Annotated in this window: 28 protein-coding genes; 15 read left to right on the top strand and 13 right to left on the bottom strand. The window is 61.4% G+C overall.

Translation table 11 applies throughout. The features are described from left to right. Positions 1-23: 23 nt before the first annotated feature. Positions 24-794, bottom strand: coding sequence for an FCD domain-containing protein (locus ACR0JW_RS14265; protein WP_170611988.1), 771 nt, complete (start codon positions 792-794; stop codon positions 24-26). A gap of 157 nt (positions 795-951) precedes the next feature. Between ACR0JW_RS14265 and ACR0JW_RS14270 the strand changes: the two genes are divergently transcribed. The 4 genes from ACR0JW_RS14270 to ACR0JW_RS14285 all read left to right on the top strand — a co-directional run bounded on the left by ACR0JW_RS14270 (position 952) and on the right by ACR0JW_RS14285 (position 6575). Then, positions 952-2145, top strand: coding sequence for an aminotransferase-like domain-containing protein (locus ACR0JW_RS14270; protein WP_170681576.1), 1194 nt, complete (start codon positions 952-954; stop codon positions 2143-2145). Between the two features lie 42 nt (positions 2146-2187). Then, on the top strand, positions 2188-2574 hold the full coding sequence (locus ACR0JW_RS14275; protein WP_480714101.1) for a hypothetical protein: 387 nt from the start codon (positions 2188-2190) through the stop codon (positions 2572-2574). 141 nt (positions 2575-2715) lie between these two features. Then, positions 2716-6171: an AAA family ATPase gene (locus ACR0JW_RS14280; RefSeq protein WP_170681572.1), complete on the top strand. Its 3456-nt coding sequence runs from the start codon at positions 2716-2718 to the stop codon at positions 6169-6171. Positions 6172-6224: 53 nt separating this feature from the next. After that, positions 6225-6575 carry a hypothetical protein gene (locus ACR0JW_RS14285; protein ID WP_170681570.1) on the top strand — a complete coding sequence of 117 codons (351 nt, stop codon included), beginning with the start codon at positions 6225-6227 and terminating at the stop codon, positions 6573-6575. 73 nt (positions 6576-6648) lie between these two features. Here ACR0JW_RS14285 and ACR0JW_RS14290 read toward each other — a convergent pair whose 3' ends face one another. Genes ACR0JW_RS14290 through ACR0JW_RS14305 form a run of 4 tightly spaced genes read right to left on the bottom strand, consistent with a single transcriptional unit; the run spans position 6649 to position 10536 of the window. Then, a complete protein-coding gene (locus tag ACR0JW_RS14290) occupies positions 6649-7434 on the bottom strand; it encodes a DUF1194 domain-containing protein (protein ID WP_480714102.1) in 786 nt (261 codons plus the stop codon). Between the two features lie 44 nt (positions 7435-7478). Next, positions 7479-8642, bottom strand: a complete 1164-nt coding sequence (locus ACR0JW_RS14295) for a lytic murein transglycosylase (protein ID WP_170681568.1) — start codon at positions 8640-8642, stop codon at positions 7479-7481. A gap of 11 nt (positions 8643-8653) precedes the next feature. Next, positions 8654-9574, bottom strand: a complete 921-nt coding sequence (gene cbiB, locus ACR0JW_RS14300; RefSeq protein WP_170681567.1) for an adenosylcobinamide-phosphate synthase CbiB — start codon at positions 9572-9574, stop codon at positions 8654-8656. After that, complete coding sequence (locus ACR0JW_RS14305) at positions 9571-10536, bottom strand: threonine-phosphate decarboxylase (RefSeq protein WP_170681565.1); 966 nt, start codon at positions 10534-10536, stop codon at positions 9571-9573. Before ACR0JW_RS14305 ends, cbiB begins: the two co-directional genes overlap by 4 nt. Positions 10537-10719: 183 nt before the next feature. On the opposite strand from ACR0JW_RS14305, the gene ACR0JW_RS14310 reads away from it, so the two are divergent. Then, positions 10720-11082 carry a response regulator transcription factor gene (locus tag ACR0JW_RS14310; protein ID WP_170611970.1) on the top strand — a complete coding sequence of 121 codons (363 nt, stop codon included), beginning with the start codon at positions 10720-10722 and terminating at the stop codon, positions 11080-11082. Here ACR0JW_RS14310 and ACR0JW_RS14315 read toward each other — a convergent pair. Further along, positions 11064-12053, bottom strand: a complete 990-nt coding sequence (locus ACR0JW_RS14315) for a glutathione S-transferase family protein (RefSeq protein ID WP_170681563.1) — start codon at positions 12051-12053, stop codon at positions 11064-11066. The two genes, ACR0JW_RS14310 and ACR0JW_RS14315, sit on opposite strands and share 19 nt — an antisense overlap. A 210-nt stretch (positions 12054-12263) precedes the next feature. On the opposite strand from ACR0JW_RS14315, the gene ACR0JW_RS14320 reads away from it, so the two are divergent. Further along, on the top strand, positions 12264-12617 hold the full coding sequence (locus ACR0JW_RS14320; RefSeq protein WP_170681560.1) for a hypothetical protein: 354 nt from the start codon (positions 12264-12266) through the stop codon (positions 12615-12617). Between the two features lie 163 nt (positions 12618-12780). Here ACR0JW_RS14320 and ACR0JW_RS14325 read toward each other — a convergent pair whose 3' ends face one another. Both ACR0JW_RS14325 and ACR0JW_RS14330 read right to left on the bottom strand, forming a co-directional pair. Then, on the bottom strand, positions 12781-13011 hold the full coding sequence (locus ACR0JW_RS14325) for a L,D-transpeptidase family protein (RefSeq protein ID WP_170681558.1): 231 nt from the start codon (positions 13009-13011) through the stop codon (positions 12781-12783). 17 nt (positions 13012-13028) lie between these two features. Then, positions 13029-14201, bottom strand: a complete 1173-nt coding sequence (locus ACR0JW_RS14330; RefSeq protein WP_170681556.1) for a PatB family C-S lyase — start codon at positions 14199-14201, stop codon at positions 13029-13031. 94 nt (positions 14202-14295) lie between these two features. Here ACR0JW_RS14330 and def (ACR0JW_RS14335) point away from each other — a divergent pair, with 94 nt between their 5' ends. The 6 genes from def (ACR0JW_RS14335) (at position 14296) to speB (ending at position 17627) form a co-directional block, all read left to right on the top strand. Continuing rightward, positions 14296-14814, top strand: coding sequence for a peptide deformylase (gene def, locus ACR0JW_RS14335; RefSeq protein WP_170681554.1), 519 nt, complete (start codon positions 14296-14298; stop codon positions 14812-14814). After that, positions 14811-15305 carry a peptide deformylase gene (gene def, locus ACR0JW_RS14340; protein WP_170611957.1) on the top strand — a complete coding sequence of 165 codons (495 nt, stop codon included), beginning with the start codon at positions 14811-14813 and terminating at the stop codon, positions 15303-15305. Before def (ACR0JW_RS14335) ends, def (ACR0JW_RS14340) begins: the two co-directional genes overlap by 4 nt. Positions 15306-15347: 42 nt before the next feature. Further along, positions 15348-16262 carry a methionyl-tRNA formyltransferase gene (fmt, locus tag ACR0JW_RS14345; RefSeq protein WP_480714103.1) on the top strand — a complete coding sequence of 305 codons (915 nt, stop codon included), beginning with the start codon at positions 15348-15350 and terminating at the stop codon, positions 16260-16262. Between the two features lie 5 nt (positions 16263-16267). Beyond that, positions 16268-16504, top strand: a complete 237-nt coding sequence (locus ACR0JW_RS14350) for a hypothetical protein (protein ID WP_170681551.1) — start codon at positions 16268-16270, stop codon at positions 16502-16504. A gap of 1 nt (position 16505) precedes the next feature. Beyond that, positions 16506-16742: a GlsB/YeaQ/YmgE family stress response membrane protein gene (locus tag ACR0JW_RS14355; protein WP_170611951.1), complete on the top strand. Its 237-nt coding sequence runs from the start codon at positions 16506-16508 to the stop codon at positions 16740-16742. A gap of 63 nt (positions 16743-16805) precedes the next feature. Beyond that, positions 16806-17627, top strand: coding sequence for an agmatinase (speB, locus tag ACR0JW_RS14360; protein WP_480714104.1), 822 nt, complete (start codon positions 16806-16808; stop codon positions 17625-17627). Here speB and ACR0JW_RS14365 read toward each other — a convergent pair. The 5 genes from ACR0JW_RS14365 to ACR0JW_RS14385 form a co-directional block, all read right to left on the bottom strand. Beyond that, positions 17624-18226 carry a Clp protease/crotonase-like domain-containing protein gene (locus tag ACR0JW_RS14365; protein ID WP_170681547.1) on the bottom strand — a complete coding sequence of 201 codons (603 nt, stop codon included), beginning with the start codon at positions 18224-18226 and terminating at the stop codon, positions 17624-17626. The two genes, speB and ACR0JW_RS14365, sit on opposite strands and share 4 nt — an antisense overlap. A gap of 77 nt (positions 18227-18303) precedes the next feature. Further along, a complete protein-coding gene (gene rnhA, locus ACR0JW_RS14370; protein ID WP_170681545.1) occupies positions 18304-18771 on the bottom strand; it encodes a ribonuclease HI in 468 nt (155 codons plus the stop codon). After that, the gene (locus ACR0JW_RS14375; RefSeq protein WP_170681543.1) at positions 18764-19351 is read right to left on the bottom strand and encodes a class I SAM-dependent methyltransferase; all 588 of its coding nucleotides are present in this window, start codon (positions 19349-19351) and stop codon (positions 18764-18766) included. Before ACR0JW_RS14375 ends, rnhA begins: the two co-directional genes overlap by 8 nt. Continuing rightward, positions 19351-20301, bottom strand: a complete 951-nt coding sequence (gene ispH / locus ACR0JW_RS14380; protein ID WP_170619192.1) for a 4-hydroxy-3-methylbut-2-enyl diphosphate reductase — start codon at positions 20299-20301, stop codon at positions 19351-19353. The genes ACR0JW_RS14375 and ispH overlap by 1 nt, the downstream gene beginning before the upstream one ends. Positions 20302-20492: 191 nt before the next feature. Further along, the gene (locus ACR0JW_RS14385; RefSeq protein WP_170611939.1) at positions 20493-21068 is read right to left on the bottom strand and encodes a LabA-like NYN domain-containing protein; all 576 of its coding nucleotides are present in this window, start codon (positions 21066-21068) and stop codon (positions 20493-20495) included. A gap of 144 nt (positions 21069-21212) precedes the next feature. Between ACR0JW_RS14385 and folK the strand changes: the two genes are divergently transcribed. From folK to ACR0JW_RS14400, 3 genes are all read left to right on the top strand, one after another. Then, positions 21213-21782 carry a 2-amino-4-hydroxy-6-hydroxymethyldihydropteridine diphosphokinase gene (gene folK, locus ACR0JW_RS14390; protein WP_170681539.1) on the top strand — a complete coding sequence of 190 codons (570 nt, stop codon included), beginning with the start codon at positions 21213-21215 and terminating at the stop codon, positions 21780-21782. A 94-nt stretch (positions 21783-21876) separates the two neighbouring features. Then, entirely contained in the window at positions 21877-22230 is a 354-nt protein-coding gene (gene rpoZ, locus ACR0JW_RS14395; RefSeq protein WP_170611935.1) for a DNA-directed RNA polymerase subunit omega, read from the top strand. Between the two features lie 26 nt (positions 22231-22256). Further along, positions 22257-24389, top strand: a complete 2133-nt coding sequence (locus tag ACR0JW_RS14400; RefSeq protein ID WP_480714105.1) for a RelA/SpoT family protein — start codon at positions 22257-22259, stop codon at positions 24387-24389. Positions 24390-24394 lie beyond the last annotated feature (5 nt).

Here is a 24394-nt window from a genome sequence, read left to right on the forward strand (position 1 = left end):
CCGTACAGTCCCGAGTTAAGCCGTCAGGGCTTGCCGGTTTCATGCTCCAGTCGCTGTTGGGCGATTGCCTCGTTCCGCAGCGCTTTCTGCTGATCCGCCAGACATTGTTCAACAAAGCTCAGATGCTGCTCGACCGCCTGCCGCGCGCCCTGCGGATCGCGGTCCTGCAGCGCGGTATTGATGGCGCGGTGCTGTTCCAGAATGGCCTCTCGGTTGGTGCGTTGCTGGAACATCACCTGCCGGTTGTAGAAGACGCCCTGACGCAGCAGATCGTACATCGACCGCATCATGTGCAGCATGACCACGTTGTGGCTGGCTTCGATGATCGCCATGTGGAACTGCGCGTCCAGATTTGCCTCTTCCTCGGCGGCGTTGCGGGCATGGGCGGCTTCCATCTTGTCGATGATCGCCTGCACCACCTTCAGATCGCTTTCTGATCCCAGCCGGGCCGCGCGCTCGGCCGCCAGCCCCTCCATATCCCGCCGAAACGACAGATAGTCGAACACGGCCTCGTCATGGCTGCCGAACAGACGGATCAGACCCGGCGAGAAGGCCGAGCCCAGAACATCGGCAACATAAATGCCAGATCCCGCTTTGGCCGTCAGCAACCCCTGATCCTGCAATTCCGATATCGCGTCACGCAAAGACGGCCGCGAGACACCCATCCGGTCGGCCAGTTCCCTCTCCGCCGGCAGGCGCTCTCCGGGGCGCAGGATTCCGCGCAATATCAGCAATTCGATCTGCCGGACCACGGCCAGAGACAGTTTTTCGCTTTGAACTTTGTGAAAGGGCATCGGTTATCACGTGAAATTGGTCAACTAACATGACCACGTATTCGGCCCTTGTGCAAGAATGCGCATCACGATGATTGAAATAATAGGTCAGTAATATTGACTTTAATGCAAACGTGAATAGCGTGCCGCCGTAACAGGGCTGAGGAGGTCGATTGCCATGGACAAGCTTTATGCCACCCGCGCATCCCGGATGAAGGCATCCGAGATCCGCGAATTGCTGAAACTGCTGGATCAGCCGGACATCATTTCCTTTGCCGGCGGCATACCGGACCCGGCGCTGTTCCCGGCGGACGCCTTTGCACAAGCCTTTCAGGCGGCGTTGTCCCCCGCACAAAGGGCGCAGGCCCTGCAGTATTCGGTCAGCGAAGGCTACGTGCCGCTGCGCCAGTGGCTGGCGGATCATATGCGTGCGATCGGGGTCGAATGCGGCATCGACAACATCCTGATCACCTCGGGGTCGCAGCAGGCGCTGGATTATCTGGGTAAGCTGTTCCTGTCGCCCGGGGACACGGCCCTCGTTGGGTGGCCCACCTATCTGGGCGCGCTGGCGGCTTTCAATGCCTACGAGCCGCGTTTTGACCAACTCAGCATCAATGGCAACCGCGGGGCCGACGAATATGCAGCGGCAGCAGGTCAGGGCGCGGTCAAGTTTGCCTACCTGTCCCCGGATTTTGCCAACCCCACCGGCGAAACGGTCGACCTGCGTGGGCGCGAAACCCTGCTGGATCTGGCCGAGGATCTGGACTGCGCGATAATCGAGGACGGCGCCTATCAGGCCCTGCGCTATGACGGCGATCCGATCCCGCCCGTTTTGGCGCTAGAACTGGCTCGGAAAGGGTCGATCGAAGCGTGCCGAACCATCTATTGCGGAAGCTTCTCGAAAACCCTGTCGCCGGGCCTGCGCATGGGCTGGGTGGTGGCGGCCAAACCGGTGATTTCACGGCTGGTGCTGATGAAACAGGCCGCCGATCTGCATTCGGCCACGATCAACCAAATGGCGGTGCACCAGGTGGCACAAGCCTGTTTCGACACGCATATCCCCTTGCTGCGCCGCGTCTATGGCGCGCGTCGCGATGCGATGCTGGCGGCGCTGAAGGAGCACATGCCTGAGGGTGTCGCATGGACCCGCCCCGAAGGCGGCATGTTCATCTGGCTGACCCTGCCGAAAGAGATCAATGGCGCTGACCTGCTGGCGCGGGCATTGGAGACGGTGAAGGTTGCCTTTGTGCCGGGGCACGCGTTTTTCCCCGACGGCTCTGGCACAAACACCATCCGCCTCAGCTTCTCGAACTCGGACGAAGAGACCATCCGTGAAGGCGTACGCCGGTTGGGCGAGGCCCTGCGCGCCTGATCCGGAAAGGAAACGTTAACCAGATTGCCGCAAGACTGCGGCATGATCCGTTTGCTTGCCCTGTTGCTGCCGGCGGCCTGTTCGGCTGGCACGTCCTATTTTCGCAACCTCCCGGCCACCCGTGTTGCCGTCAATGGCAGCGTGTTCGATGTGCGTGTGCGCAACGAACTGGCCGAGGCGGTGCGGGTGAACACGCAATACGCCCCGCGTCTGGGACCGATCCGCGATCGCGCGGCGCTGGCCATGGCGCAAGTATCGGGCTGCCCGATCCTGGACGTGCTGGGCGATGCCGCAGTGACGGTCGGCGTTCTGGGCTGCGACCGGGAAATGGGCGAGCGGCTATTGCTGACGGCGATCTCGCGTCCGAACTATGAATGTATCAGCTATGGGGGATTCGACTATGCGGTGTATGAATGCACCCCTTATTGAAACGCGCGGATTGTTGCGAGATTTGGCAAGATATTGTGGATAACTCGGATCATTGGTCCATATACTGCGTATCTCCGTTGACACCTCCCCCTTCGGTTGCGCAGACTTCCTACTCATAGGAATCACGGGACCCAGCGGCCATTGCGCTTTAGCAAACTCAAACTGACCGGCTTCAAAAGCTTTGTTGATCCGACCGATCTGATCATCGCGGACGGGTTGACCGGTGTGGTGGGTCCGAATGGATGCGGCAAGTCCAATCTGCTCGAGGCACTGCGCTGGGTCATGGGGGAAAACCGCCCGAAATCCATGCGCGGCGGCGCTATGGAGGATGTGATTTTTGCCGGCGCTGCCACGCGCCCCGCCCGCAATTTCGCCGAAGTGGTCCTGACCATGGACAACTCGGAACGTCTGGCGCCATCCGGGTTCAACGAGAGCGACCAGCTTGAGATCGTCCGCCGCATCACCCGCGATGTGGGCAGCGCCTACAAGACCAACGGCAAGGACGTGCGCGCCCGTGACGTGCAGATGCTGTTCGCCGATGCCTCGACCGGTGCACATTCACCGGCGCTGGTCGGCCAAAACCGCATCGCCGAACTGATCAACGCCAAACCCCGCGCGCGCCGCCGCATTCTTGAAGAGGCGGCGGGTATCTCGGGCCTGTATCAGCGCCGGCACGAGGCCGAGCTGAAATTGAAAGGCACCGAAGCCAACCTGACCCGGGTCGATGATGTGCTGGAACAATTGGGCACCCAACTGGCGCAACTCGCCCGTCAGGCCCGCCAGGCCGCCCGCTATCGCGAGATCGGCGAACAACTGCGGCAGGCTGAAGGGATGTTACTGTATCGTCGTTGGAAAGAGGCCGACATGGCCCGCCAGCAGGCCGAGGAAAAACTGCGCGACCGCATCACCGAAGCCTCGCGCGCCGAGGCCGAAGCCCGCGCGGCTGCCGCCAAACGCGCCGCGATCGAAGAAACCCTGCCACCGCTGCGCGAGGAAGAAGCCATCGCCGCCGCCGTCCTGCAGCGCCAGCAGGTTCAGCGCGACCAGCTTTCCGATCAGGAATCCCGCGCACGCCAAACCATCGAAACCCTGACCAACCGCATCAAGCAACTCGGCAACGATATCGAGCGCGAAGCCGGGCTGAACCGCGACGCAGGCGAGATGATCGAGCGTCTGGAATGGGAAGCCCGTGAGCTGGCCAAAGCGGCCGAAGGTCATGACGACAAAGTCTCCGAGGCTGCCGAAATCGCGCGCGAAGCCGCATCCGTGCTGCAGAACCGCGAGGATCACCTGTCGCAGGAAACCGAGGACATGGCCCGCCTCGTCGCCCGCCACCAGTCGGCGCAGCGGCTGGTCGAGGACAGCCGCAAGACCCTGTCCCGCTCTGAGGCCGAAGAAGACAAGGCGCGCGCCGCCGTGGATGAGGCCAAAGCTGCACTGACCCGTGCCAGCGAAGCCTTTAAGGCCGCGCAGGACGGTGAAGAAGAAGCCCGCGAAGCCGCCGAAGCCGCCGAGGAAGCTCTGGCCGCCGCTGACGAGCTGCGCAACGACACGCAGGCACGCGAGGCGGAAGCCCGCGCGCAAAGGTCCGAAGCCGAAGGGGAGTTGGGGGCCATTCGCGCGGAAACCATGGCGCTGGCCAAACTGGTCGAACGGGATACGGCCGAAGGCGGGCAGGTGCTTGATCTGCTGCGTGTGGCGCCGGGCTATGAAAAGGCGCTGGGGGCTGCGTTGGCCGACGATCTGCGCGCGCCCCTGGTCGAAGGCGACGGTCCTTCCGGCTGGGTTCAGGTTGCGGGATATGACAATGACCAGCCCTTGCCTGACGGTGCGGAACCGCTGGCGCTGCATGTCTCGGGGCCGGATCGCTTAAGCCGGCGGATCGCACAGATCGGGTTGGTGGATGCCGATCTGGGCGCGCGACTGCAAGCTTCTCTGAAGCCCGGTCAGCGGTTGGTGTCGCGGTCGGGCGATTTGTGGCGCTGGGACGGGTTCCGGGCCTGGGCCGAGGATGCGCCAAGCGCCGCGGCCCTGCGGCTGGAACAGCTCAACAAGCTGGAGGCGCTGAAGCAGGAACTGACCCGTACCGAAGCGCAGGCCGATGGTGCCCGCGCCGCGCACGAGGCACTGTCTCGGAAACTGGCGGATGTGACCGAAGCCGATCGCCGCGCGCGCGAAGCCCGCCGTGCCGCCGATCAGCGCATGGCCGAAACCGCCCGCCTGCTGAGCCGGGCGGAGGCCGACCGCAACCTGGCGCAGGGCAAGCTGGAAACCCTGTCCCTTGCAGTGGATCGCCATAAAGAGGACGCCATGTCCGCCCGGGTCCAGTTGCGCGAGGCCGAAGGCGCATTGAGTGGTCTGGGCGACCTCGACAGTGCCCGAGCGCAGGTCGAGGACATCAAGCAGACGGTCGAGGCGGCGCGGATCACCATGCTGACCCACCGCTCGACCCATGACGAATTGCGCCGAGAGGGCGAGGCGCGGACCCGACGCTCGCAAGAAGTGACGAAAGACCTCAGCGGTTGGAAGCACCGTCTGGAGACGGCGGAAAAGCGTATCTCGGAACTGGCTGAACGCAAGGAAAGCTCGGAAGAGGAACTGTCCGATGCTATGGCCGCCCCCGGCGAGATTGCCGAGGCCCGCGAGGAGTTAAACGAACTGATCGAGGCGGCCGAGGCCCGCCGGACCGAGGCCGCCGATAAACTGGCTGAGGCCGAGACCCAGCAGCGCGAGGTGGTCCTGGCCGAGCGCGAGGCGGAACGCCATGCATCGGAGGCCCGGGAATCCCGCGCTGCCGCCGAGGCGCGCTGTGAAGCGGCGAAGGAAAGCGTCGTTGCCGCGGCCGAACGCATTGCCGAGGATCAGCAACTGACCCCGAACCAGCTGCTGAACCGGTTGGACACCAACCCCGACCAAATGCCCGCCGCAGATGCGCTGGAGGCCGAAGTGAATCGCCACAAGCGTCAACGCGACGCGATGGGCGCAGTGAACCTGCGTGCCGAAGAGGACAGCAAGGAGGTTCAGGAGGAGTTCGACAACCTGAACAGCGAAAAGGCCGATCTGGAAGAGGCGATCAAGGCTTTGCGCAGCGGAATCGCCAGCCTCAACCGCGAAGGACGCGAACGGCTGCTGACCGCATTCGAACAGGTGAACGCGAACTTTGCCATGCTGTTCAAGCACCTGTTCGGCGGCGGTGAGGCCAATCTGGTCATGGTCGAAAGCGACGATCCGCTGGACGCGGGGCTTGAGATCATGTGCCAGCCGCCGGGCAAGAAACTCTCGACCCTCAGCCTGCTGTCGGGCGGTGAGCAGACGCTGACGGCGACGGCGCTGATCTTCGGCGTCTTCCTCGCCAACCCCGCACCGATCTGTGTGCTGGACGAAGTCGACGCGCCGCTGGATGACGCCAACGTCACGCGCTTCTGCGATCTGCTCGACGAGATGTGCCGCCAGACCGACACGCGCTTCCTGATCATCACCCACCATGCGGTGACCATGGCGCGGATGGACCGGCTGTTTGGCGTCACAATGCAGGAACAGGGCGTCAGCCAACTGGTCTCGGTCGACCTCAAGAAAGCCGAGCAGATGGTCGCCTGATCCATCACTGCAATGTCATGCCCATTTCAGACCCGCGCAGGGTAGGGTGGGGCATGACCCGTTTTCTGATCATTGCCCTGCTGACCGCCAGCCCGCTTGCGGCTGCAGAATGGCCCACCAAACCCGGAGACGTCCCCCTGAGCGCGCAGGAACTGGACGCACTGGCGGGCCGCACGCTGACATTCTACGACGACGGAAAATCGAAATACTCGGTGGGTGGGGCCTATTCCTACACCTACGCCAGCGGCGAATCCGCGTATGGCACCTATTCCATCGCCGAGGACGGCAGCGTTTGCATCGCCTATCGCAACGGCTTCAGCCGCTGTGACCTGTATGTCCGCAGTGGTGAACGGCTGATCCTGATTGATCAGAAAGGGAACCGCTATCCGGTGCGGCCGGAGTGAGAGCGAGGCGTGCACCGTCGATCATTTCATCCACTGGCTGCAAGCGGGGCTAAGCTGCCTGGCGCTTTATTTGCTATCGCGTTGCAAGCAGCTGATCTTGGAGTTCCCGTAGCAGCTTTCTCTTCATGGCCCGCGCGTAGTCCGCATAGCCGTTCGCGATTTCTACAAATGCGCCGGGCCCAGAAATTACATGGTTCGCATAGTAGGCTTGAACCTCTGTCTCGGCACCTTCGATCACTAGCCCGTTGACAGTCACGCGCTCGAAAGGAAAGTGTCGGTAGGCGCTTTCTGGCGGGTAGCGGTGGTTGTGGATGCCATCACCGGAAACATCGAGAACAAGCCGGTCGCACCAAGACACCTCGCTAAGTTTAGTCGCTCCGAAACTAAGCGCAGCCCCTATTGCAGTCGGATATTCGGCCGCTCCGCGCTGATGGACGAACAAGCGCTCAATGAACCCGGACAAATCCTGTTCGTTGCGGATAAATTTCCAGGGAGAGATGATCGTTTGCTGGTGGTAACCACTCCATTCGTAGGCCATCAGCGCAACAGCATCAGGTCTGGACAGGATCACGCTTCGTACTGATGGGTCGGACAGTGCGGCAGCGAGGCCTTCACGCTGCATTTTGTGTTCGGCATCGTCCACGCTGACCGAAACATCGAGTGCAAAAGCAAGGGCAGTCGAGCATTCTGGTTCTTCTGCTGTTGCCGGGCAGGTCGGCAGCAGCGCCAATAGGGCAATGCGTGCCAAAGGGATCATCGTGAAGCGCTCCTTTGCAACGTGTTTGATGAAAGAACGATAGCATATCGCCCGGGATTCGTCAGAATCGGCGTTGCCAGAACACTTGAAGCTTCGGAACATCCTTCTGTGATATGTTCCGGTCTGGGCTCAAAGCAGAGATTTGATCACAACCGCCCCAGCAACTCCGCCGTTGGCCACGCATCCGCAGGCAGCCCCAACCGGACCTGTTCGGCCTGCACCGCAGCGCGTGTCCCAGCGCCCAGAATGCCATCGATCTTGCCCACGTCGTGCCCGCGCGCCTGCAGCTTGCCCTGCAACTGCTTCATTTGAGCACCGGACAGCCCCTGCGCCGGATTGCCCGCATTGTAGATCTGCGCGCCTTCCAGACGTGTACCGAAATAGGCGGCGGTCAGAACATAGACAAAGCTCTGGTTCCATTCGAAATAAACGTCGAAATTCGGATAGGCCAGAAAGGCCGGGCCGTTGTGACCTTGCGGCAGGATCAGCGAGGCGGGCAAATCCGCCAACGTCCCATCGCGCGCCTGAACGCCCATCGCCTGCCACTCTGACACGGGCCGCGGTTTGCCGGGGCCGGATAGCGACCAATCCATCTGCGCAGGCACCGTGACTTCCTGCAGCCACGGCTGACCCGGTTGCCAGCCCAGATGCGACAGCATCTTTGCCCCCGACATCAGCGCATCGGGCGCGGATGTCTTCAATGAGACCTTGCCGTCGCCGTCCCCATCGACACCGTTTTCCAGAATGTCACGCGGCAGCATCTGCACCATTCCGATCTCGCCCGCCCATGCCCCGGTGGTGCGGGCCGGGTCGAAATTGCCTTGTTGATACAGCTCGATTGCCGCGAAGATTTGCGGCCGGAACAGTTCGGGGCGGCGGCAGTCATGGGCCAGCGTCACCAGCGCGTTCCGGGTGTTGAAATCGCCCTGAAACGCGCCGTAGTCGGTCTCGAACGCCCAGAACGCCAACAACACGCCGCGTGAGACGCCGTATTCCCGTTCGATCCGGTCGAACACAGCATCGTATTTGCCTGACATGGCCTTGCCCCGGTCGATCCGGTTCTGCGAGATCAGGCGGCGGGAAAACTCGATGAAGGGTTTCTGGAACACGCCCTGAGCCCGGTCGGCTTTCAGCACTGCGCCATCCTGCTGAACACCATTGAAAAAGCCGTCCACGGTGGATGTGTCGAATCCCTGCTGGATGGCTTCGTCTTTCAGGCCCTTTACAAAGGAATTGAACCCGCCGCCGCATTGGGCAAAGGCAGGGGCGGCAAACAGGGTGGCGGCGATCAGGCCGGAAAGAAAACGCATGAGTGTGTCCGTCAGAAAATAAAGTTAAGCCCAACCCACACCGACACGAGGCCCAGTGCAAGCCCCCAAACCCGCCAAAGCATGTCACATGCGCGGAAAACCTCTGTCGCGCCGATCTCGCGCGGGGCTTCGCCATTGACCCAGGCCAGATCGCGCACCTGCCCGTCGTAGCTGCGCGGGCCGGCCAGTGCCACGTTCAGCGCCCGCGCCATCGCGGCTTCGGGCCAGCCTGCATTGGGCGAGATATGTTGGCGCGCATCCCCTGTAATTTCAGGCCAGCGGTTCCATTGTCCCGACAACGCCACGATCATCAGACCGGTCAGCCGGGCCGGGATCAGGTTCAGCAGATCGTCGAACCGGGCCGCGGCCCAGCCGAATTCCCTATATTTCTCGTTGCGATAGCCGATCATGCTGTCGGCGGTGTTCACGGCCTTGTAGATCAGCAGGCCCGGAAGCCCCGCGACCAGAAACCAGAAGGCCGGCGCGATCACCCCGTCGCTCAGGTTCTCGGCGGCGCTTTCGATGGCCGAGCGTGCAACCTGCGCCTCGCTCATGTCGCGCGTATCACGCGACACGATCATGGCGACTTTCGCGCGCCCTTCGGGCAGGGATACTCGCAACCCGTCCGCCACATCCTTCACATGCGACACCAGCGATTTCTGCGCCAGCAGGATCGCGCAGATCACGACCTCGGCCATCCATCCCAGAAGCGAGAGCGCCCAGCCAATCAGGACCGACGCAACAACCAGCAGGGCGACAACCCCGACACCCTTGAGCCGTCGTCTGGCCCCATGGTTCAGGCGCTTGTCCAGCCAGCCGATTGCATTGCCGATTACCACTGCAGGGTGACGCAACCGCGACCACAGCCAGTCCGGTTCACCCAGCGCAGCGTCCAGGGACATGGCGCAGATCAGCACGAACGCGCCAGTCACAGCGCGGCCTCAAGCCTGTCCCAGCCGTTGGCGGGCGGCAGACCAAGACGCAGGTAGGTTTCGGAATAGGGAAAGATGCGGCTCCAGATATGGGCCTGGGCCAGACGGTCCTGCCAGGCGGCGGCATTGTCCACCTCGTAGAGGCGGAACAGGGTCGTTCCCCCGACCAGCCTTGCGCCCTTGTGCGTGATCAGCCTGTCCAGCTGTGCGGCTTCGTCACTCAACCTTGCACGGGTAACCTCGGCCCAGCCGGTGTCCTGCAGCGCCCGGGTTCCGATACGCAGGGCCGGACCCGATACCGCCCATGGCCCGGTCAGATCGTTCAGTCGGGCGATCATGTCCTTCGGACCGACGGCAAAGCCCAGCCGCAACCCCGCCAGCCCCCAGAACTTGCCAAAGCTTTTCAGAACGATTGTGCCGGGACGGTTCGACAGACTGATCAGAGAGGCGCCGGGTGTGACGTCGCAAAAGCTCTCGTCAATCACAGTCAGCGGAGAATCGGCGTCGCGCTCGGCCCAGATCCGGCCATCCGGGTTGTTGGGGTGCACGATCACCCGGGCCTCGGCCGCGCCGTCCCCGGTGACCGTCCAGCCCTGTGCGGCAAACGCCGCCGCGTGTTCGTTATAGGTGGGCATCGTGATCTGGACCCGCCCTGTTGCTGCAAGCGCGGGAATGCGCGCGATCAGGGCCGACGCGCCGGGCGCGGGCAGAATCGCGGCCTCATCGGGAACCGACCAGAACTGGCGCGCAGCCTGAGTGAGACGCTCGAACGCGCCGTGATCGGGCAATTCGGTCCAGTCCGATGGCACCAGCCGGGAAACATCGTAGGGATGAGGGTTGATCCCGGTCGAAAGATCAATCCAGTCGCTGCGCGTGCCACCATAGCACCGGATGGCCCCGTCCAGCCCGCCGCCGTGATCCCGGTTGCTGCGCGGGTTCAGGTTGTTTTCGCCGCCGATCATATGAGTTTTGCCCCAAAACGCCCGATTCAGCCCGCTTCAAGCGGATTTTTGCCTTTTTGACAAGCAAATCCGCGTGATCGGGGTCCCTCAAGGGTGCCATTAACACTTTGTTAAGGAAATCGCGTGATCACGAATTACGGGGGTCGGCACCGTTCACCTTATCAAGTGCCGAGGTTGTTGCAAATGAATGTTCTGATTGTTGAGAGTAACCCCGACCTTGGTCGGGTCTGGAAAAGGCATCTGGAAAGACAAGGCGCGATCGTTACGCTCGTCGCCGGCCAGGAGGCTGCGATCCTTGCGCTTTACGGAACGGCCTTTGACGTCATCGTTCTTGACCTGGTTCTGGAAACCGGCAGCGCGCTGGCGGTCGCGGATTTTGCCAGCTATCGCCGCCCCGAGGCGCGGGTGATCTTTGTCACCAACACAACGTTCTTCTCGGACGGTTCGATCTTTGCCCACAGTCCCAATGCCTGCGCTTATGTGCAAAGCGAAACGCCGCCAGAGGATCTGGCGGCGATGATCGAGCATTACGCGGCAGGTCGCTGATCGCGCCGGTGCGGTTCTGAATAATCCAGCAACGGGTTCACGGGAATGATGCGATGCGGGTTTATGCTGTCGTGGCTATAGTGATAGTGGCGCACGATGTGGTTCATGTTCACCGTCTGCGCGACGCCCGGCCACTGATAAAGTTCGCGCGTATAGGCCCAGAGGTTCGGGTAATCGATCAGACGGCGCCTGTTGCACTTGAAATGCAGATGATAGACCGGGTCGAACCGGATCAGGGTGGTGAACAGACGCCAGTCGGCCTCGGTCACGCGGTCGCCCATCAGATAGCGGCTCCGGGTCACCCTCTCCTCCAGCCAGTCCAGCGTGTCGAACAACGGATGCACGGCCGCGTCGTAAGCTTCCTGTGTGGTGGCAAAGCCTGATTTGTAGACACCGTTGTTGACGTCGGAATAGATGCGGGCGTTGACCGCTTCGATCTCATCCCGCATCGCCTCGGGCCAATAGTCATCGGTATTGCCGGTGATCCCGTTGAAGGCGCTGTTAAACATCCGGATGATTTCCGAGCTTTCGTTCGACACGATCGTCTCCTGCGCCTTGTCCCAAAGGATCGGCACCGTCACACGGCCCGAATAGGCAGGATCGGCTTTGGTGTAGATTTGATGCGCATGGGTCAGACCATAAAGCGTGTCGCCCGTGGCACCTTGCGCGTCCGGTTCGAATGTCCACCCCTGATCCAGCATGTCCGGGTTGACCACCGACACGGAGACATGATCGCGAAGACCCTTCAGTTCCCGAAAGATCAGCGTGCGGTGCGCCCAGGGGCAGGCAAAGCTGACATACAGGTGATAGCGCCCGCTTTCCGCCGCGAACCCGCCTCTGCCCGACGGGCCGGGGCTGCCATCAGCGGTCAGCCAGTTGCGAAACTGCGCGGCCGAGCGTTTGAAAGCTCCGCCGGTTGATTTGGTTTCATACCAGGTGTCATGCCACGTGCCGTCGATCAACAGGCCCATATCGGCTCCTCCGTTTGCGGTTCCCCAGAACATATGGTGCCGCGCCGGACCTTCCTACGTCACCAAGCGCGCAACCGGTCTGCGCCCGTGCACATCCGGCGCTGGGATTTTCGTGCAACAGATCATTGGCAAGCCGCGCCATGTGAACCGGTTCACTGGATTTTTACATCCATGCCCTCACAATAAAGGGCACCGAAGGGGAATTTTTGTATGAGTACGTATGTTTCAAAGGAAATGCGCGCCGAGTTGGACGCCGCGCGAATCGCCACATTGAAGAAAACCAGCCGTTTGCGGGTGGAGATGGGCGACAATTACTTCAAGATCCTCAAATTGTGGAAAGACGGTTTCTCGGTCGAGGCCGCGACGACCCCGCGCTTGCGCGGGCTGGTCGACATATATGACGGAGCAACCCACCTGTACCAATGCCTGATCATCGCCGATGAAGAGGAAGCGGGCGAAATGCGCTATGAATTCAAGCGCAACACCGTTGCCGCCGACAGCGCTCCGCTGGATTTCTACCGATCCCCCGATGCGCCGATCGCACTTCTGGGGCATGAGGACTAGGGGCGGATTTCCACCGTCCTACCGTGTTCCGTAAGGCTCAAAAACTGCGCTATCTCGATATTGGAAGTCGCAGTGCAGCCCGCTGTCCAATCGTCGGGCAAGGTCGGCCCGACAACGCCGATGGGTTGCCAGTGGATGAAAATATCGCCACGGGGATCAACCCCTACTGCCGCGCAAGGGCGATGCCCTTCGGTTGCGGATAATCAATCCCAATGGACAGGTGAAATGCGCTTTGCGGATTGTCGCGATTGACGGTGAAAGTACCCTCGGGCGTATTGCCGTCGCCTCCCCGTACCTTATTGCCGTCCGCTGCAAACCCCGGCGCGATATCGGGCTGCATCACCACCGCGCCCTTCAGAGTAGCGGTCAGGCGCCGGGCAGATTTCTCGATCAAAAGGCCCGGCGCACCTGTTACTGCAAGTCGCCAAACGCCCGTTTCAGCCGGGCGCAGGCGTCTTCGATCCGTGATTTCTGGGTCGCCAGATTGAACCGCTCGAACGTCTCGCCGCCCGTACCGAAACCGGGCCCCGATGAGGTCGCGATCTTTGCATCCTCGCGCAGGCGGCGGACAAATTCGGCGTGATCCATCCCGGTGCCCGAGAAATCGACCCAGGCCAGATAGGTCGCCTGCAACGGCATCGACCACAGTCCGGGAATTTCGGCGATGGCGGCATCGAACAGTTTCCGGTTGTCGATCAGATGCGCGATCTGCGCATCGACCCATTCCGCCCCGGCGGGTGAATAGGCGGCGGTAACCATGGCAACACCCAGAGCGGATGGATCATAGTCCAGCGTGTAAAGCCGATGCCGCATCGTGGCGCGCAGCTTGTCGTCGGGGATGATCAGGTTGCCGGTGCGTTGACCCGCGATATTGAACGTCTTTGACGCCGCCGTCAGCGTCACCGTCCGAGGCCGTGCCTCGGGGGCGGCGACATCCATCGGCACGAAGGTGTTTCCAGGATAGACCAGATCGTGGTGAACTTCGTCTGAAACCAGAAGCAGCCCGTTGCGTTCGGCAAATTCGGCAACGGCCCGCAGTTCATCCGGCGTCCAGACTCGGCCCGACGGGTTCTGCGGCGAACACCACAGCAGCAGCTTCTCGGACCCGTCCAGCCGCGACTGCGCATCTTCTAGATCCAGCGCGTAAGTATCACCGTCGCGCACCAACGGGCATTCCACGACGCGCCGCCCAGTCTTGTTCACCTTATGGGCAAACTCGTGGTAAACCGGCGGGAAAATGACCACGCCGTCGCCCGGTTCGCTCCAGACATCCAGACACAGTGCAATGGCATTACCCAGGCCTTGCGCGGACAGCACCCAGTCGGTGTCGATTTGCCAGTTGTGCCGGGTTTTCATCCACCAGGCGATGGCCTCAAGGTATTGCGGGTGCTGCCAGGAATACCCGAAAGTCCCTTGATCGGCCGCCGCGCGCACCGCTTCGATCACGCAAGGCGCGGTGGCATAATCGGAATCCGCCGTCCACATCGCCAAACCGTCCCGGGGTGAAACCCCGTACAATTGTTCCATCTTGTCCCACTTGGTACAGTTGGTTTCGCGGCGGTCGATCGGGTCGTTGAAAGTCATGTCTGCTCCATTTGTCACGCCGAAAGCTAGCCACTATTGACACAAGCGCAAGGGGGGCGTTGCGGCTGGGCGCGCGTTGCCCTAAATCAGCCTCATGAAACGTGATATTCTGATCCATCCCGATCCCCGCCTGAAAAAGGTCTGCGCGCCTGTGGCCGACCTGACGGACGCACTGCGCACGCTGGCCGAGGACATGCTGGAGACGATGTATGATGCGCCCGGCATTGGCCTTGCCGCGCCGCAGATCGGCGTGCTCGAGCGGCTGATCGTGCTGGATTGCGTCAAGGAAGAGGGCGAAGCGCCGCGCCCGCTAATCATGTTCAACCCGGAAGTCATTGCCGCCTCGGAAGAAACCAATGTCTATGAGGAAGGCTGCCTGTCGATCCCTGAACAGTATGCCGAAGTGACCCGGCCCAAGGTGGTGGACGTGGCCTGGATGGACGAGAACGGCAATGCACGCACCGAAACATTTGACGGTTTGTGGGCAACCTGCGTTCAGCATGAGATCGACCACCTGAACGGCAAGTTGTTCATCGACTATCTCAAACCGCTCAAACGCCAGATGATCACCCGCAAGATGCAGAAGCTCAAACGTGAACGGGCCCGGACATGACCGTCCGCACCTGCCTGCCCTGGCCGGACAAGCGCCTGCGCACCAAGGCCGATGACGTCACCGAGATCACCGACGAAATTCGCGCCATCTGGAACGACATGATCGACACGATGGAGGCGATGCCGGGCGTTGGCCTCGCTGCGCCTCAGATCGGCGTCATGCTGCGGCTGGCGGTAGTCGACGGCTCGACCGAGCGCGGCCGGGCGATCCGGCTGGCGAACCCGGAAATCCTGCACAGTTCCATTGAGCTGCGCGAGCATGATGAGGCCAGCCCGAACCTGCCCGGTGTGTCGGCCAAGGTGAAGCGTCCGCGCGCGGTGACGGTGAAATACATCAATGAACAGGGCGTCGTCGACCGCCGCGACTTTGTCGGGATCGAGGCGACAAGCGTTCAGCATCAGATCGACCACCTGAACGGACGGATGTATTTCGACCGCCTCAGCAAGGTCAAACGCGACATGCTGCTGCGCAAGGCCAAGAAACTCACGTAGGCCGGGCTTCAGCCCGGCACCCCAGCACCTCCGGAGCCGACGATGCGCATAATCTTCATGGGAACCCCTGATTTCTCGGTCCCGGTGCTGGATGCGCTGGTCGAGGCCGGGCACGAGATCGCCGCGGTCTATTGCCAGCCGCCGCGCCCGGCCGGACGTGGAAAAAAAGACCGTCCGACCCCCGTACATGACCGCGCCGAGGCGCTGGGCCTGAACGTCCGCCATCCCGTTTCGCTGAAATCAACCGAAGAACAGGCCAAATTCGCGGCACTGAAGGCAGATGTGGCCGTTGTTGTCGCCTATGGGCTGCTCCTGCCGCAACCCGTTCTGGATGCGCCCGCGCGGGGGTGTCTGAACATCCATGCCAGCCTGCTGCCGCGATGGCGCGGCGCCGCCCCGATCCACCGGGCAATCATGTCGGGAGACGCGCAGACTGGTATCTGCATCATGCAGATGGAGGCCGGACTGGATACAGGCCCGGTCCTGCTGCGTCAGGTAACTGATATCGGGTCCGAGGAGACGACGGCCCAATTGCACGACCGGCTGTCCTGCATGGGCGCCGGGCTGATCGTCAAAGCGCTTGCCAAACTGCCTGATCTGAAACCCGAGCCGCAGCCCGATGATGGCGTGACCTATGCCACCAAGATCGACAAGGCCGAGGCGCGCATCGACTGGGCACGGCCCGCCGTCGAGGTTGATCGCCAGATCCGCGGCCTGTCACCGTTTCCCGGCGCATGGACGGATATCAGCGGCGCGCGCATCAAGCTGCTGGCGTCGCGTCTGGCCGAAGGGCAGGGCGCACCGGGCGAAGTTTTGGATGCAACCCTGCGCGTGGCCTGCGGTGACGGGGCGGTCGAACTGCTGCGCTTGCAAAGGGCGGGCAAAGGCGCGCAGGATAGGGAAACCTTTCTGCGGGGCTGGCCGATCCCAACCGGCACCCGGATGTCTACGGAGTAAGCTGAATGTTCATGATCCTGATGGGCACCGTCGTGATCGCCGGAATCGTAGGGTATCTTTCTGAAAAGACGGGCTTTACGCATAACGGATATCTGCCCTCGATCATCATCTGCGTTGGCGGGGCTTTTCTGTTCTATTTCGTTCGTATCATGTTCGGCATCAGCTTTGGCCCGCCCGGTCTGGACGCAATGCTGTCCTCCATCGGGGCACTGATCATCGTGCCGACGCATTGGAGGAAATGATATGCCGGTTGTCGCCCTGATCGTGATCGGAGCCGCCGCGGGTTTCCTCGCCACGCGATTGATGCGGATCGAGGCCGATATTCCAACCACCATGCTGATTGGCATCGTTGGCGCTCTGATTGGCGGCTTTGTGTTGCGGATGCTGGTGACTGTGATGGGCTGGCTTTCCGGCTTCGTCGGCGCTGTTTTGGGCGCGCTTCTGGTGATCTGGCTGTGGCAGAATTACCTGCGGCGCTGATGTCTTGACCTTTCGGTGCGTTAAGGGCCAGATCACGGCCGATCCGCAACGTAAGGAAGTCCAATGCCGCATGATCTGAAACCGGGTAACGTCGCCCTGATGGGTGTCCCGCTGGACCTGCATTCCTCATTCCTGCAAGGCCCGGCCTTTGCCCCGGGCCGCATCCGCGAGGCGTTGCATTCCGGTGCCGCCAATCTGACCGCCGAAGACGGCACCGATCTGGGTGCGACTGACCGGTTCAGGGACACGGGCGATCTGGACGTGTTCGAGATGCGCGGCCAGGAACCCATTGACCGGATCGAAACGGGCGCAGCCGAGCGCATCGCCACAGGCGCGCGGTTGTTGTCGCTGGGCGGCGATCACTCGGTCGCCTTTCCACTGATCAAGGCGCATTCCGAACGGTACGAAGGGCTGAACATCCTGCATATCGATTCACATCCCGATCTGTATGACAAACAGGATATCGGCCCGCTTGGACACGGATGTCCCTTTGCTCGCGTGATGGAAAGCTGCCGGATCAACCGTCTGGTGCAAGTTGGCATCCGGACGATGAACACCCATCAGCGTGAGCAGGCCGAAAAGTTCGGGGTCGAGGTCATCGACATGCGCAACTGGCGATCCGACCTGCAGATTTCTTTCGAAGGTCCGGTCTACTTGTCGCTGGATCTGGATGCGCTGGACCCGGCCTTTGCGCCCGGTGTCTCGCATCACGAACCCGGTGGACTCAGCACGCGCGAGGTCATCGACCTGATCAACCGGTTTCAGGGCCAGCTGGTCGGTGCGGATATTGTGGAACTGAACCCGCATCGCGACCCTTATGGCATGACGGCCATGGTCGCGGCCAAGTTTGTCAAGGAAATCGGCGCGCGCCTGCTGCGCTGCTAGCGGTTGTCACAAACCTCTGCGGATCCAAGCCGCGGGGCAGTGCCGGTCGTCATGCCAAACAGTTCGGTCTCGGCCGCGGTCATCCAATGCATGTCCTCGGCCGGGGCTGCGGCCAGCGTGAACCAATAGAAATCCTCGGGCGCGCCGATATCGCGGAAATAGTCCAGATAGCGATCGTGCTCGGGGTCGGTGGGTGGAATTTCGGTCGCAACGATGCCTGCCCCGCTCCAGCTGTGAACGCCGACGCAGGCGCCCGGCTGCAAAATGCGCCGCTTGCCGGCCAGGAACAGATCCGTTCCGCCAGACGCAATCAGCCCGTTTGACGGAACGATTATGTCAAACCCCGCTTCATGCACCGCGCGGCTGAACACCACATTGGCGTCATCGTCCGCTGACCCTTCGATATTAAACAACACCAGCGTCCGGATGTCTGGGTTGCGCGCCACGACCTTTTCAAAGGCGGCAAGCGTGGTGTCATCGATTGTGCCGGTTGCGATGATCTGATCATCCCGGGCGACAAACTGCACAGGCTGGTAGAACGTGCCGCATGACGCCAGCAGGCTCAGGCAGGTGCAAATAATGGCTGGGCTGGTTTTCATCCGGATACTCGCACTGTGACGGCCATGAGGTATCAGCGCGCAGATTGCCCGTCCACCGATCAGGGCGATACTGCGGCTCAGGCCTGTGCCTTTTTCGGCTTGAACGGGGCCATTCCGGCACGGGCCAGTTCATCGGCACGTTCGTTCTCGGGGTGTCCGGCATGGCCTTTGACCCATTCCCAGGTCACGTGATGGCGCGACTGCGCTTCGTCCAGCCGCTGCCACAGATCGACATTCTTGACCGGTTTCTTGTTCGAGGTTTTCCAGCCGTTTTTCTTCCAGCCGAATATCCAGCCGGTGACGCCGTTTTTGACATAGGCGCTGTCGGTCACGATGGTAATCGCGGACGTACGCTCCAGTGTTTCCAACGCACTGATCGCGGCCAGCAATTCCATCCGGTTGTTGGTGGTTTCGGCCTCTCCGCCGTTCAGTTCACGCTCTTTCAGAACGCGTTCGCCATCCACCGCGCGCAAAAGAACACCCCATCCGCCGGGACCGGGATTTCCCGAACAGGCACCATCGGTGTAGGCAAACAGATCAGGCATGGGCGAAAACCAGAACGAACCCGTCATAGGACCCGGCCAGCCCTTTTCCCATCCCGGTCACGCAACGATCCAGCGTGAAACCGGCATCGGCCAGCGCCGTTTCGATCTCGGGTTGCGAATAATAGGTGTAGTACCGGTCCAGATCGTCGCGATGTTCGCCTGTACCCAGCTTCATGCCCAGAAACAGCTGGCCGCCGGGTTTCAGCGCCCGGTGGATCGCGCTCAGATGCCGGGGGAAATCGGCGCGTGGGGCGTGCAGCAGGGAAAAGCTGGCATATATGCCGTCATATTCAGCCTCTTCGGTGACGTCCTCGAACGTACCCAGATGCGCATCCACCCCGTTTTCGCGGGCATGGTCCACAAAGGCTGGCGTGGCATCCAGCGCCCTGACCTTCAGGCCCTGCCGCATCAGAAACGCACTGTCCGACCCGGGGCCCGAGCCCAGATCCAGCACGTACCCGCCTGCGCTGATCGCATCGGCAAAAGCCTGTCGTGCCTCAAGCTGTTCGGCAGGCAGCGGCATCTGCAGATAGTCCGATACCCGGCTGGTATAGGCGTCGATCGTTTTCCGGTCCGGCATCACGCAGGCTCCCTCAGCACGCGCGGCACCTTGAACTCCACGTTTTCCACGGCGGTCTCAACCAGTTCGACGGTCACGTTGTAATGATCGCGGAAGGCATCAATCACCTCGTTGACCAGCACTTCGGGGGCCGAGGCGCCGGCAGTGATGGCGATGCTGGAAATCCCCTCAAGCGCACGCCAGTCGATCTCGGTTGCGCGCTGCACCAGCTGTGCGTAATTGCACCCCGCGCGCGACGCGACCTCGACCAGACGGCGCGAGTTGGACGAGTTCGGTGCGCCCACCACCAGCAGGGCATCGGATTTCGGCGCCACCGACTTGACCGCTTCCTGCCGGTTGGTGGTGGCGTAACAGATGTCTTCCTTGTGCGGACCGACAATGGCGGGGAACCGCGCCTCAAGGGCTGCTACGATATCTCGCGTGTCATCCACCGACAGGGTGGTCTGCGTGACAAATGCCAGCTTGCCCGGGTCGCGCACCTGTACCTGCGCCACATCGTCGACGGTTTCCACCAGCAGCACCTCGCCATCGGGCAGTTGCCCCATGGTGCCGACAGTCTCGGGATGGCCCTTGTGGCCGATCATGATCATCTGCAGCCCGGCATCCGCGTGGCGCTGTGCCTCGACATGGACCTTGGACACCAGCGGGCAGGTGGCGTCGACATAGATCATCTCGCGCTGGGCGGCTGTTGCAGGAACCGATTTCGGCACACCATGGGCGGAGAAGATTACCGGTCGGTCGTCGGGGCATTCGTCCAGCTCCTCGACAAAGACCGCGCCCTTGTCGCGCAGCCCGTCGACCACGAATTTGTTGTGCACGATCTCGTGGCGCACATAGACAGGCGCGCCCCATTTCTGCAGCGCCATTTCCACGATCTTGATCGCACGGTCCACACCGGCGCAGAAGCCCCGCGGGGCAGCAAGGTAGAGTGTCAGGGGCGGCTTGGTCATTGGGCGGTCTCCTTACGGCACAGGTATTTCTTTTCCTGGCCTTGGTCCAGACAGAACCGCGTCATCGATCTGACATGAATCGATGTTACCAAGATGGTGTTTCAGCACCTGTTCCTAGTTAAAGAAAGCGCGGCCAGGATCCAGATCCTGACCGCGCATATTTTTTCCCCATCAAGAAAACGTTGGCCGGGTCAGTGCCCGCCAGCGACCGCGACACTGCGCGTCTCAGCGGGCATCTCGCGCGGAGGGCGGCCGATCACGTCGCGCAGGTCCTCGAGTTCGATAAAGTTGTCGGCCTGGCGGCGCAGCTCGTCCGAGATCATCGGCGGCTGGCTACGGATGGTCGAGACGACCGAAACGCGCACGCCCTGGCGTTGCAGGCTGGCAATCAGCGGGCGGAAATCCCCATCGCCCGAGAACAGCACGATATGATCCACGCGCGGTGCCAGTTCCATGGCATCGACGGTAAGCTCGATATCCATGTTCCCTTTGACTTTCCGACGCCCCATGCTGTCGGTGTATTCCTTGGCCGGCTTCGTCACCATGGTGAAACCGTTATAGTGCAGCCAGTCGACCAGCGGGCGGATGGGTGAGTATTCGTCGTTTTCCAGTAGCGCCGTGTAATAAAAAGCTCTAAGCAGTTTGCCTCTGCGCATGAATTCCTGACGCAGCAACTTGTAGTCGATATCAAAGCCGAGTGCTTTTGCGGCCGCATAAAGATTCGAGCCGTCGATGAACAGCGCCAGCCGTTCGTCCTTGTAAAACATAAATAGGTCCTTCCGGTATAATCCAGAGCGCCGCTTGTTACGTGAGTGAGCGAGTGAGAAAAATTATGGGCACCCCGATACCCCATAATTTAGTGCTTTTAATGTGTATCGCAAGTATGCAATTCGCCGAATATAGGGGGTGTAATGGTTAATTCTTCGTTAATCGCGGTTGTAGCGCTGGGCGCCAATCTCAGTCTGAGAGGAGCCGTGCCGGAAATGACCTTACGTCAATCTCTGGATGCGCTGGCGCACCGGGGTGTGGTGATTCGCTCTGTCAGCCGCTTTTTTGCGACCCCCTGTTTTCCCGCCGGTGCGGGTCCGGATTACGTCAATGCCGCGGCTTTGATAGAAACGGATCTGGCACCGGAAGACCTGCTTCAGATCCTGCACGAGGTCGAGCATGAGTTCGGTCGCGAACGTGCGCAACGCTGGGGAATGCGGACGCTGGATCTGGATCTGGTATGTTACGGCGACCAGGTTCATCCGGACCGGGCGGAACATGACCGCTGGCGCACCCTGCCGACGCAGGACCAGGCACGGCAGGCCCCCGACCGTCTGATCCTGCCGCACCCACGCCTTCAGGACCGGGCTTTCGTGCTGGTTCCGATGGCGGATGTGGTGCCCGACTGGCAGCATCCAGTACTGGACCGGACGGTGACCGAGATGGTCGCAGCTCTGCCGCCTGAAGATGTCGCGCAGGTTACGCCGCTGTGATCCGCGCATTTTCGGTATTTCCCGCTTGTCAATGCCGGGATTCGCGCTTAGATAATCCCCTTCCTGACATGGATTCAGTAACGGAGAGCGCTCAATGGCCCGCGTGACGGTTGAAGACTGCGTAGACAAGGTACCGAACCGGTTCGAACTGGTGATGCTCGCCGCCCATCGTGCGCGCGAGATTTCCGCCGGTGCGTCGATCACCGTGGACCGCGACAACGACAAGAACCCCGTCGTGTCGCTGCGCGAGATTGCCGACGAAACCCAAAGCGCGGATGACCTGCGCGAGCGTCTGATCGAAGCCAACCAGACCCAGATCGAGGTTGATGAGCCGGAAGAAGATCAGATGGCGCTGCTGATGGGTGCGGAATCGGACAAGCCTGCCGATGACGACATGTCGGAAGAAAAGCTCCTGCGCGCTCTGATGGAGGCACAGGGTCAGGGGTAAGCCCAAAGAATGAGGGTGCGGACCGGATGATTTCTGCTGACGATCTGATTGCGCTGGTCCGCAACTACAACCCAAAGACAAATGCTGATCGCATCGCCCGCGCCTATGAGTTTGGGATGCAGATGCACGAAGGGCAGTTCCGCCATTCCGGCGAGCCCTATTTTTCCCATCCCGTTGCCGTTGCCGCCATCCTGACCGAACAGCGTCTGGATGATGCAACGATCATCACGGCGCTGCTGCACGACACGATCGAAGATACCAAGGCCAGCTATGGCAAGGTCTCGGAACTGTTCGGCGACGAGGTCGCCAAATTGGTCGACGGCGTCACCAAGCTGACCAACCTGCAGCTTTCCAGCCGCGAAACCAAGCAGGCCGAGAATTTCCGCAAGCTGTTCATGGCCATGTCCAAGGACCTGCGGGTCATTCTGGTCAAGCTGGCTGACCGCCTGCACAACATGCGTACTATCAAGGCGATGCGCCCGGAAAAGCAGGTGCAGAAAGCGCGCGAGACGATGGATATCTATGCGCCGCTTGCAGGCCGCATGGGGATGCAGTGGATGCGCGAGGAACTCGAAGACCTCGCCTTCCGCGTCCTGAACCCCGAAGGCCGCCAGTCGATCATTCGCCGCTTCATCACCCTGCAACGCGAAACCGGCGACGTGATCCACCGCATCACCGGCGACATGCGCCACGAACTGGAAAAGGCCGGGATCGAGGCCGAGGTCTTTGGCCGCGCCAAGAAACCCTATTCGATCTGGCGCAAGATGCAGGAAAAGGATCAGGGCTTCTCGCGCCTCTCGGACATCTACGGATTCCGCATCATCACGCCCAGCGAGGAAGATTGCTATCGCACCCTCGGGGCCATTCACCAGCGCTGGCGCGCGGTGCCCGGTCGGTTCAAGGATTATATCAGCCAGCCGAAATCGAACGGCTACCGCTCGATCCACACCACGGTTTCGGGGCGTGACGGCAAACGGGTCGAAGTTCAGATTCGCACCCGCCAGATGCATGACGTTGCCGAAACTGGTGTCGCCGCGCACTGGTCCTATCGCGATGGCGTGCGCTCGGAAAACCCGTTTGCAGTCGACCCGGCCAAATGGATCGCCAATCTGACCGCACAGTTCGACAACGAGGATGATCACGAAGACTTCCTCGAAGCGGTCAAGCTCGAGATGTATTCCGACCAGGTGTTCTGCTTCACCCCCAAGGGTGACGTGGTGAAACTGCCGCGCGGGGCGACACCGATCGACTTTGCCTATGCCATTCATACCCGCATCGGGCATGCCTGCGTGGGGGCAAAGGTCGACGGTATCCGGGTGCCGCTGTGGACCCGGCTCAAGAACGGACAGTCGGTGGACATCATCACCGCCGATGGCCAGACGCCGCAGGTCACATGGCTGGAGATTGCCGTCACCGGCAAGGCGCGCACTTCGATCCGTCGTGCCCTGCGCGAGGTTGACCGCGAGCGGTTCATCAAACTGGGCAAGGAACTGGCCCGCGCCGGGTTCGAACATGTGGGCCGCAAGGCCACTGACAAGGCGCTGGACACCGCCGCCAAACACCTGCGCCTGAAGGATCGCCATGAATTGCTGGCCCGTCTCGGCAGCGCCGAACTGACCGCGCACGAGGTGGTCAGCGCAGTCTATCCCGAACTGACCCAGGACGACGGCGATGCTATCCCGCTGCGCCGCGCGGTCATCGGGCTTGAGGCGGGGCAGAAATTCGACCGCGCGCCCTGCTGCCAGCCGCTGCCGGGTGAACGCATCGTTGGCATCACCTATCGTGGCAAGGGCGTGGTGGTCCATGCCATCGACTGCGACCGCCTGTCCGAATTCGAGGATGAGCCCGAGCGTTGGGTTGATCTGCACTGGCATCACGGCACCCATCAGGCGGTTTATGGCGCGACACTTGATCTGACCATCGGCAATGATGCCGGTGTGCTGGGGCGAATCTGCACATTGATCGGCGAGAAAAAGGCCAATATCTCGAACCTGGAATTTGTCGACCGAAAACCGGATTTTTACCGCCTGCTGATCAATGTCGAACTGCGTGATCTGGAGCAGTTGCATTCGCTGATGCTGATGCTCGAAGCGGAAAGCGACGTTGCCGCGGTGGAGCGTTTCAGGGATCGGACTAAAACCGCAGTGGCGGCTGGTTGAGAGAG

This window comes from Ruegeria sp. BG6 (genome assembly GCF_056538465.1).

Bases quoted from the DNA above. Each gene is read 5' to 3' on its own strand.
- speB (WP_480714104.1), top strand. From the start codon at position 16,806: ATGCCGCATGATCTGAAACCGGGTAACGTCGCCCTGATGGGTGTCCCG.
- ACR0JW_RS14275 (WP_480714101.1), top strand. From the start codon at position 2,188: ATGATCCGTTTGCTTGCCCTGTTGCTGCCGGCGGCCTGTTCGGCTGGC.
- ACR0JW_RS14365 (WP_170681547.1), bottom strand. From the start codon at position 18,226: ATGAAAACCAGCCCAGCCATTATTTGCACCTGCCTGAGCCTGCTGGCG.
- ACR0JW_RS14400 (WP_480714105.1), top strand. From the start codon at position 22,257: ATGATTTCTGCTGACGATCTGATTGCGCTGGTCCGCAACTACAACCCA.
- ACR0JW_RS14305 (WP_170681565.1), bottom strand. From the start codon at position 10,536: ATGATCGGCGGCGAAAACAACCTGAACCCGCGCAGCAACCGGGATCAC.
- ACR0JW_RS14285 (WP_170681570.1), top strand. From the start codon at position 6,225: ATGACCCGTTTTCTGATCATTGCCCTGCTGACCGCCAGCCCGCTTGCG.
- ACR0JW_RS14350 (WP_170681551.1), top strand. From the start codon at position 16,268: ATGTTCATGATCCTGATGGGCACCGTCGTGATCGCCGGAATCGTAGGG.
- rpoZ (WP_170611935.1), top strand. From the start codon at position 21,877: ATGGCCCGCGTGACGGTTGAAGACTGCGTAGACAAGGTACCGAACCGG.
- ACR0JW_RS14310 (WP_170611970.1), top strand. From the start codon at position 10,720: ATGAATGTTCTGATTGTTGAGAGTAACCCCGACCTTGGTCGGGTCTGG.
- ACR0JW_RS14385 (WP_170611939.1), bottom strand. From the start codon at position 21,068: ATGTTTTACAAGGACGAACGGCTGGCGCTGTTCATCGACGGCTCGAAT.
- ACR0JW_RS14320 (WP_170681560.1), top strand. From the start codon at position 12,264: ATGAGTACGTATGTTTCAAAGGAAATGCGCGCCGAGTTGGACGCCGCG.
- ACR0JW_RS14375 (WP_170681543.1), bottom strand. From the start codon at position 19,351: ATGCCGGACCGGAAAACGATCGACGCCTATACCAGCCGGGTATCGGAC.
- ACR0JW_RS14270 (WP_170681576.1), top strand. From the start codon at position 952: ATGGACAAGCTTTATGCCACCCGCGCATCCCGGATGAAGGCATCCGAG.
- ACR0JW_RS14295 (WP_170681568.1), bottom strand. From the start codon at position 8,642: ATGCGTTTTCTTTCCGGCCTGATCGCCGCCACCCTGTTTGCCGCCCCT.
- ACR0JW_RS14355 (WP_170611951.1), top strand. From the start codon at position 16,506: ATGCCGGTTGTCGCCCTGATCGTGATCGGAGCCGCCGCGGGTTTCCTC.
- def (WP_170681554.1), top strand. From the start codon at position 14,296: ATGAAACGTGATATTCTGATCCATCCCGATCCCCGCCTGAAAAAGGTC.
- ACR0JW_RS14265 (WP_170611988.1), bottom strand. From the start codon at position 794: ATGCCCTTTCACAAAGTTCAAAGCGAAAAACTGTCTCTGGCCGTGGTC.
- folK (WP_170681539.1), top strand. From the start codon at position 21,213: ATGGTTAATTCTTCGTTAATCGCGGTTGTAGCGCTGGGCGCCAATCTC.
- ACR0JW_RS14290 (WP_480714102.1), bottom strand. From the start codon at position 7,434: ATGTTCCGAAGCTTCAAGTGTTCTGGCAACGCCGATTCTGACGAATCC.
- ACR0JW_RS14315 (WP_170681563.1), bottom strand. From the start codon at position 12,053: ATGGGCCTGTTGATCGACGGCACGTGGCATGACACCTGGTATGAAACC.
- ispH (WP_170619192.1), bottom strand. From the start codon at position 20,301: ATGACCAAGCCGCCCCTGACACTCTACCTTGCTGCCCCGCGGGGCTTC.
- ACR0JW_RS14330 (WP_170681556.1), bottom strand. From the start codon at position 14,201: ATGACTTTCAACGACCCGATCGACCGCCGCGAAACCAACTGTACCAAG.
- def (WP_170611957.1), top strand. From the start codon at position 14,811: ATGACCGTCCGCACCTGCCTGCCCTGGCCGGACAAGCGCCTGCGCACC.
- rnhA (WP_170681545.1), bottom strand. From the start codon at position 18,771: ATGCCTGATCTGTTTGCCTACACCGATGGTGCCTGTTCGGGAAATCCC.
- fmt (WP_480714103.1), top strand. From the start codon at position 15,348: ATGCGCATAATCTTCATGGGAACCCCTGATTTCTCGGTCCCGGTGCTG.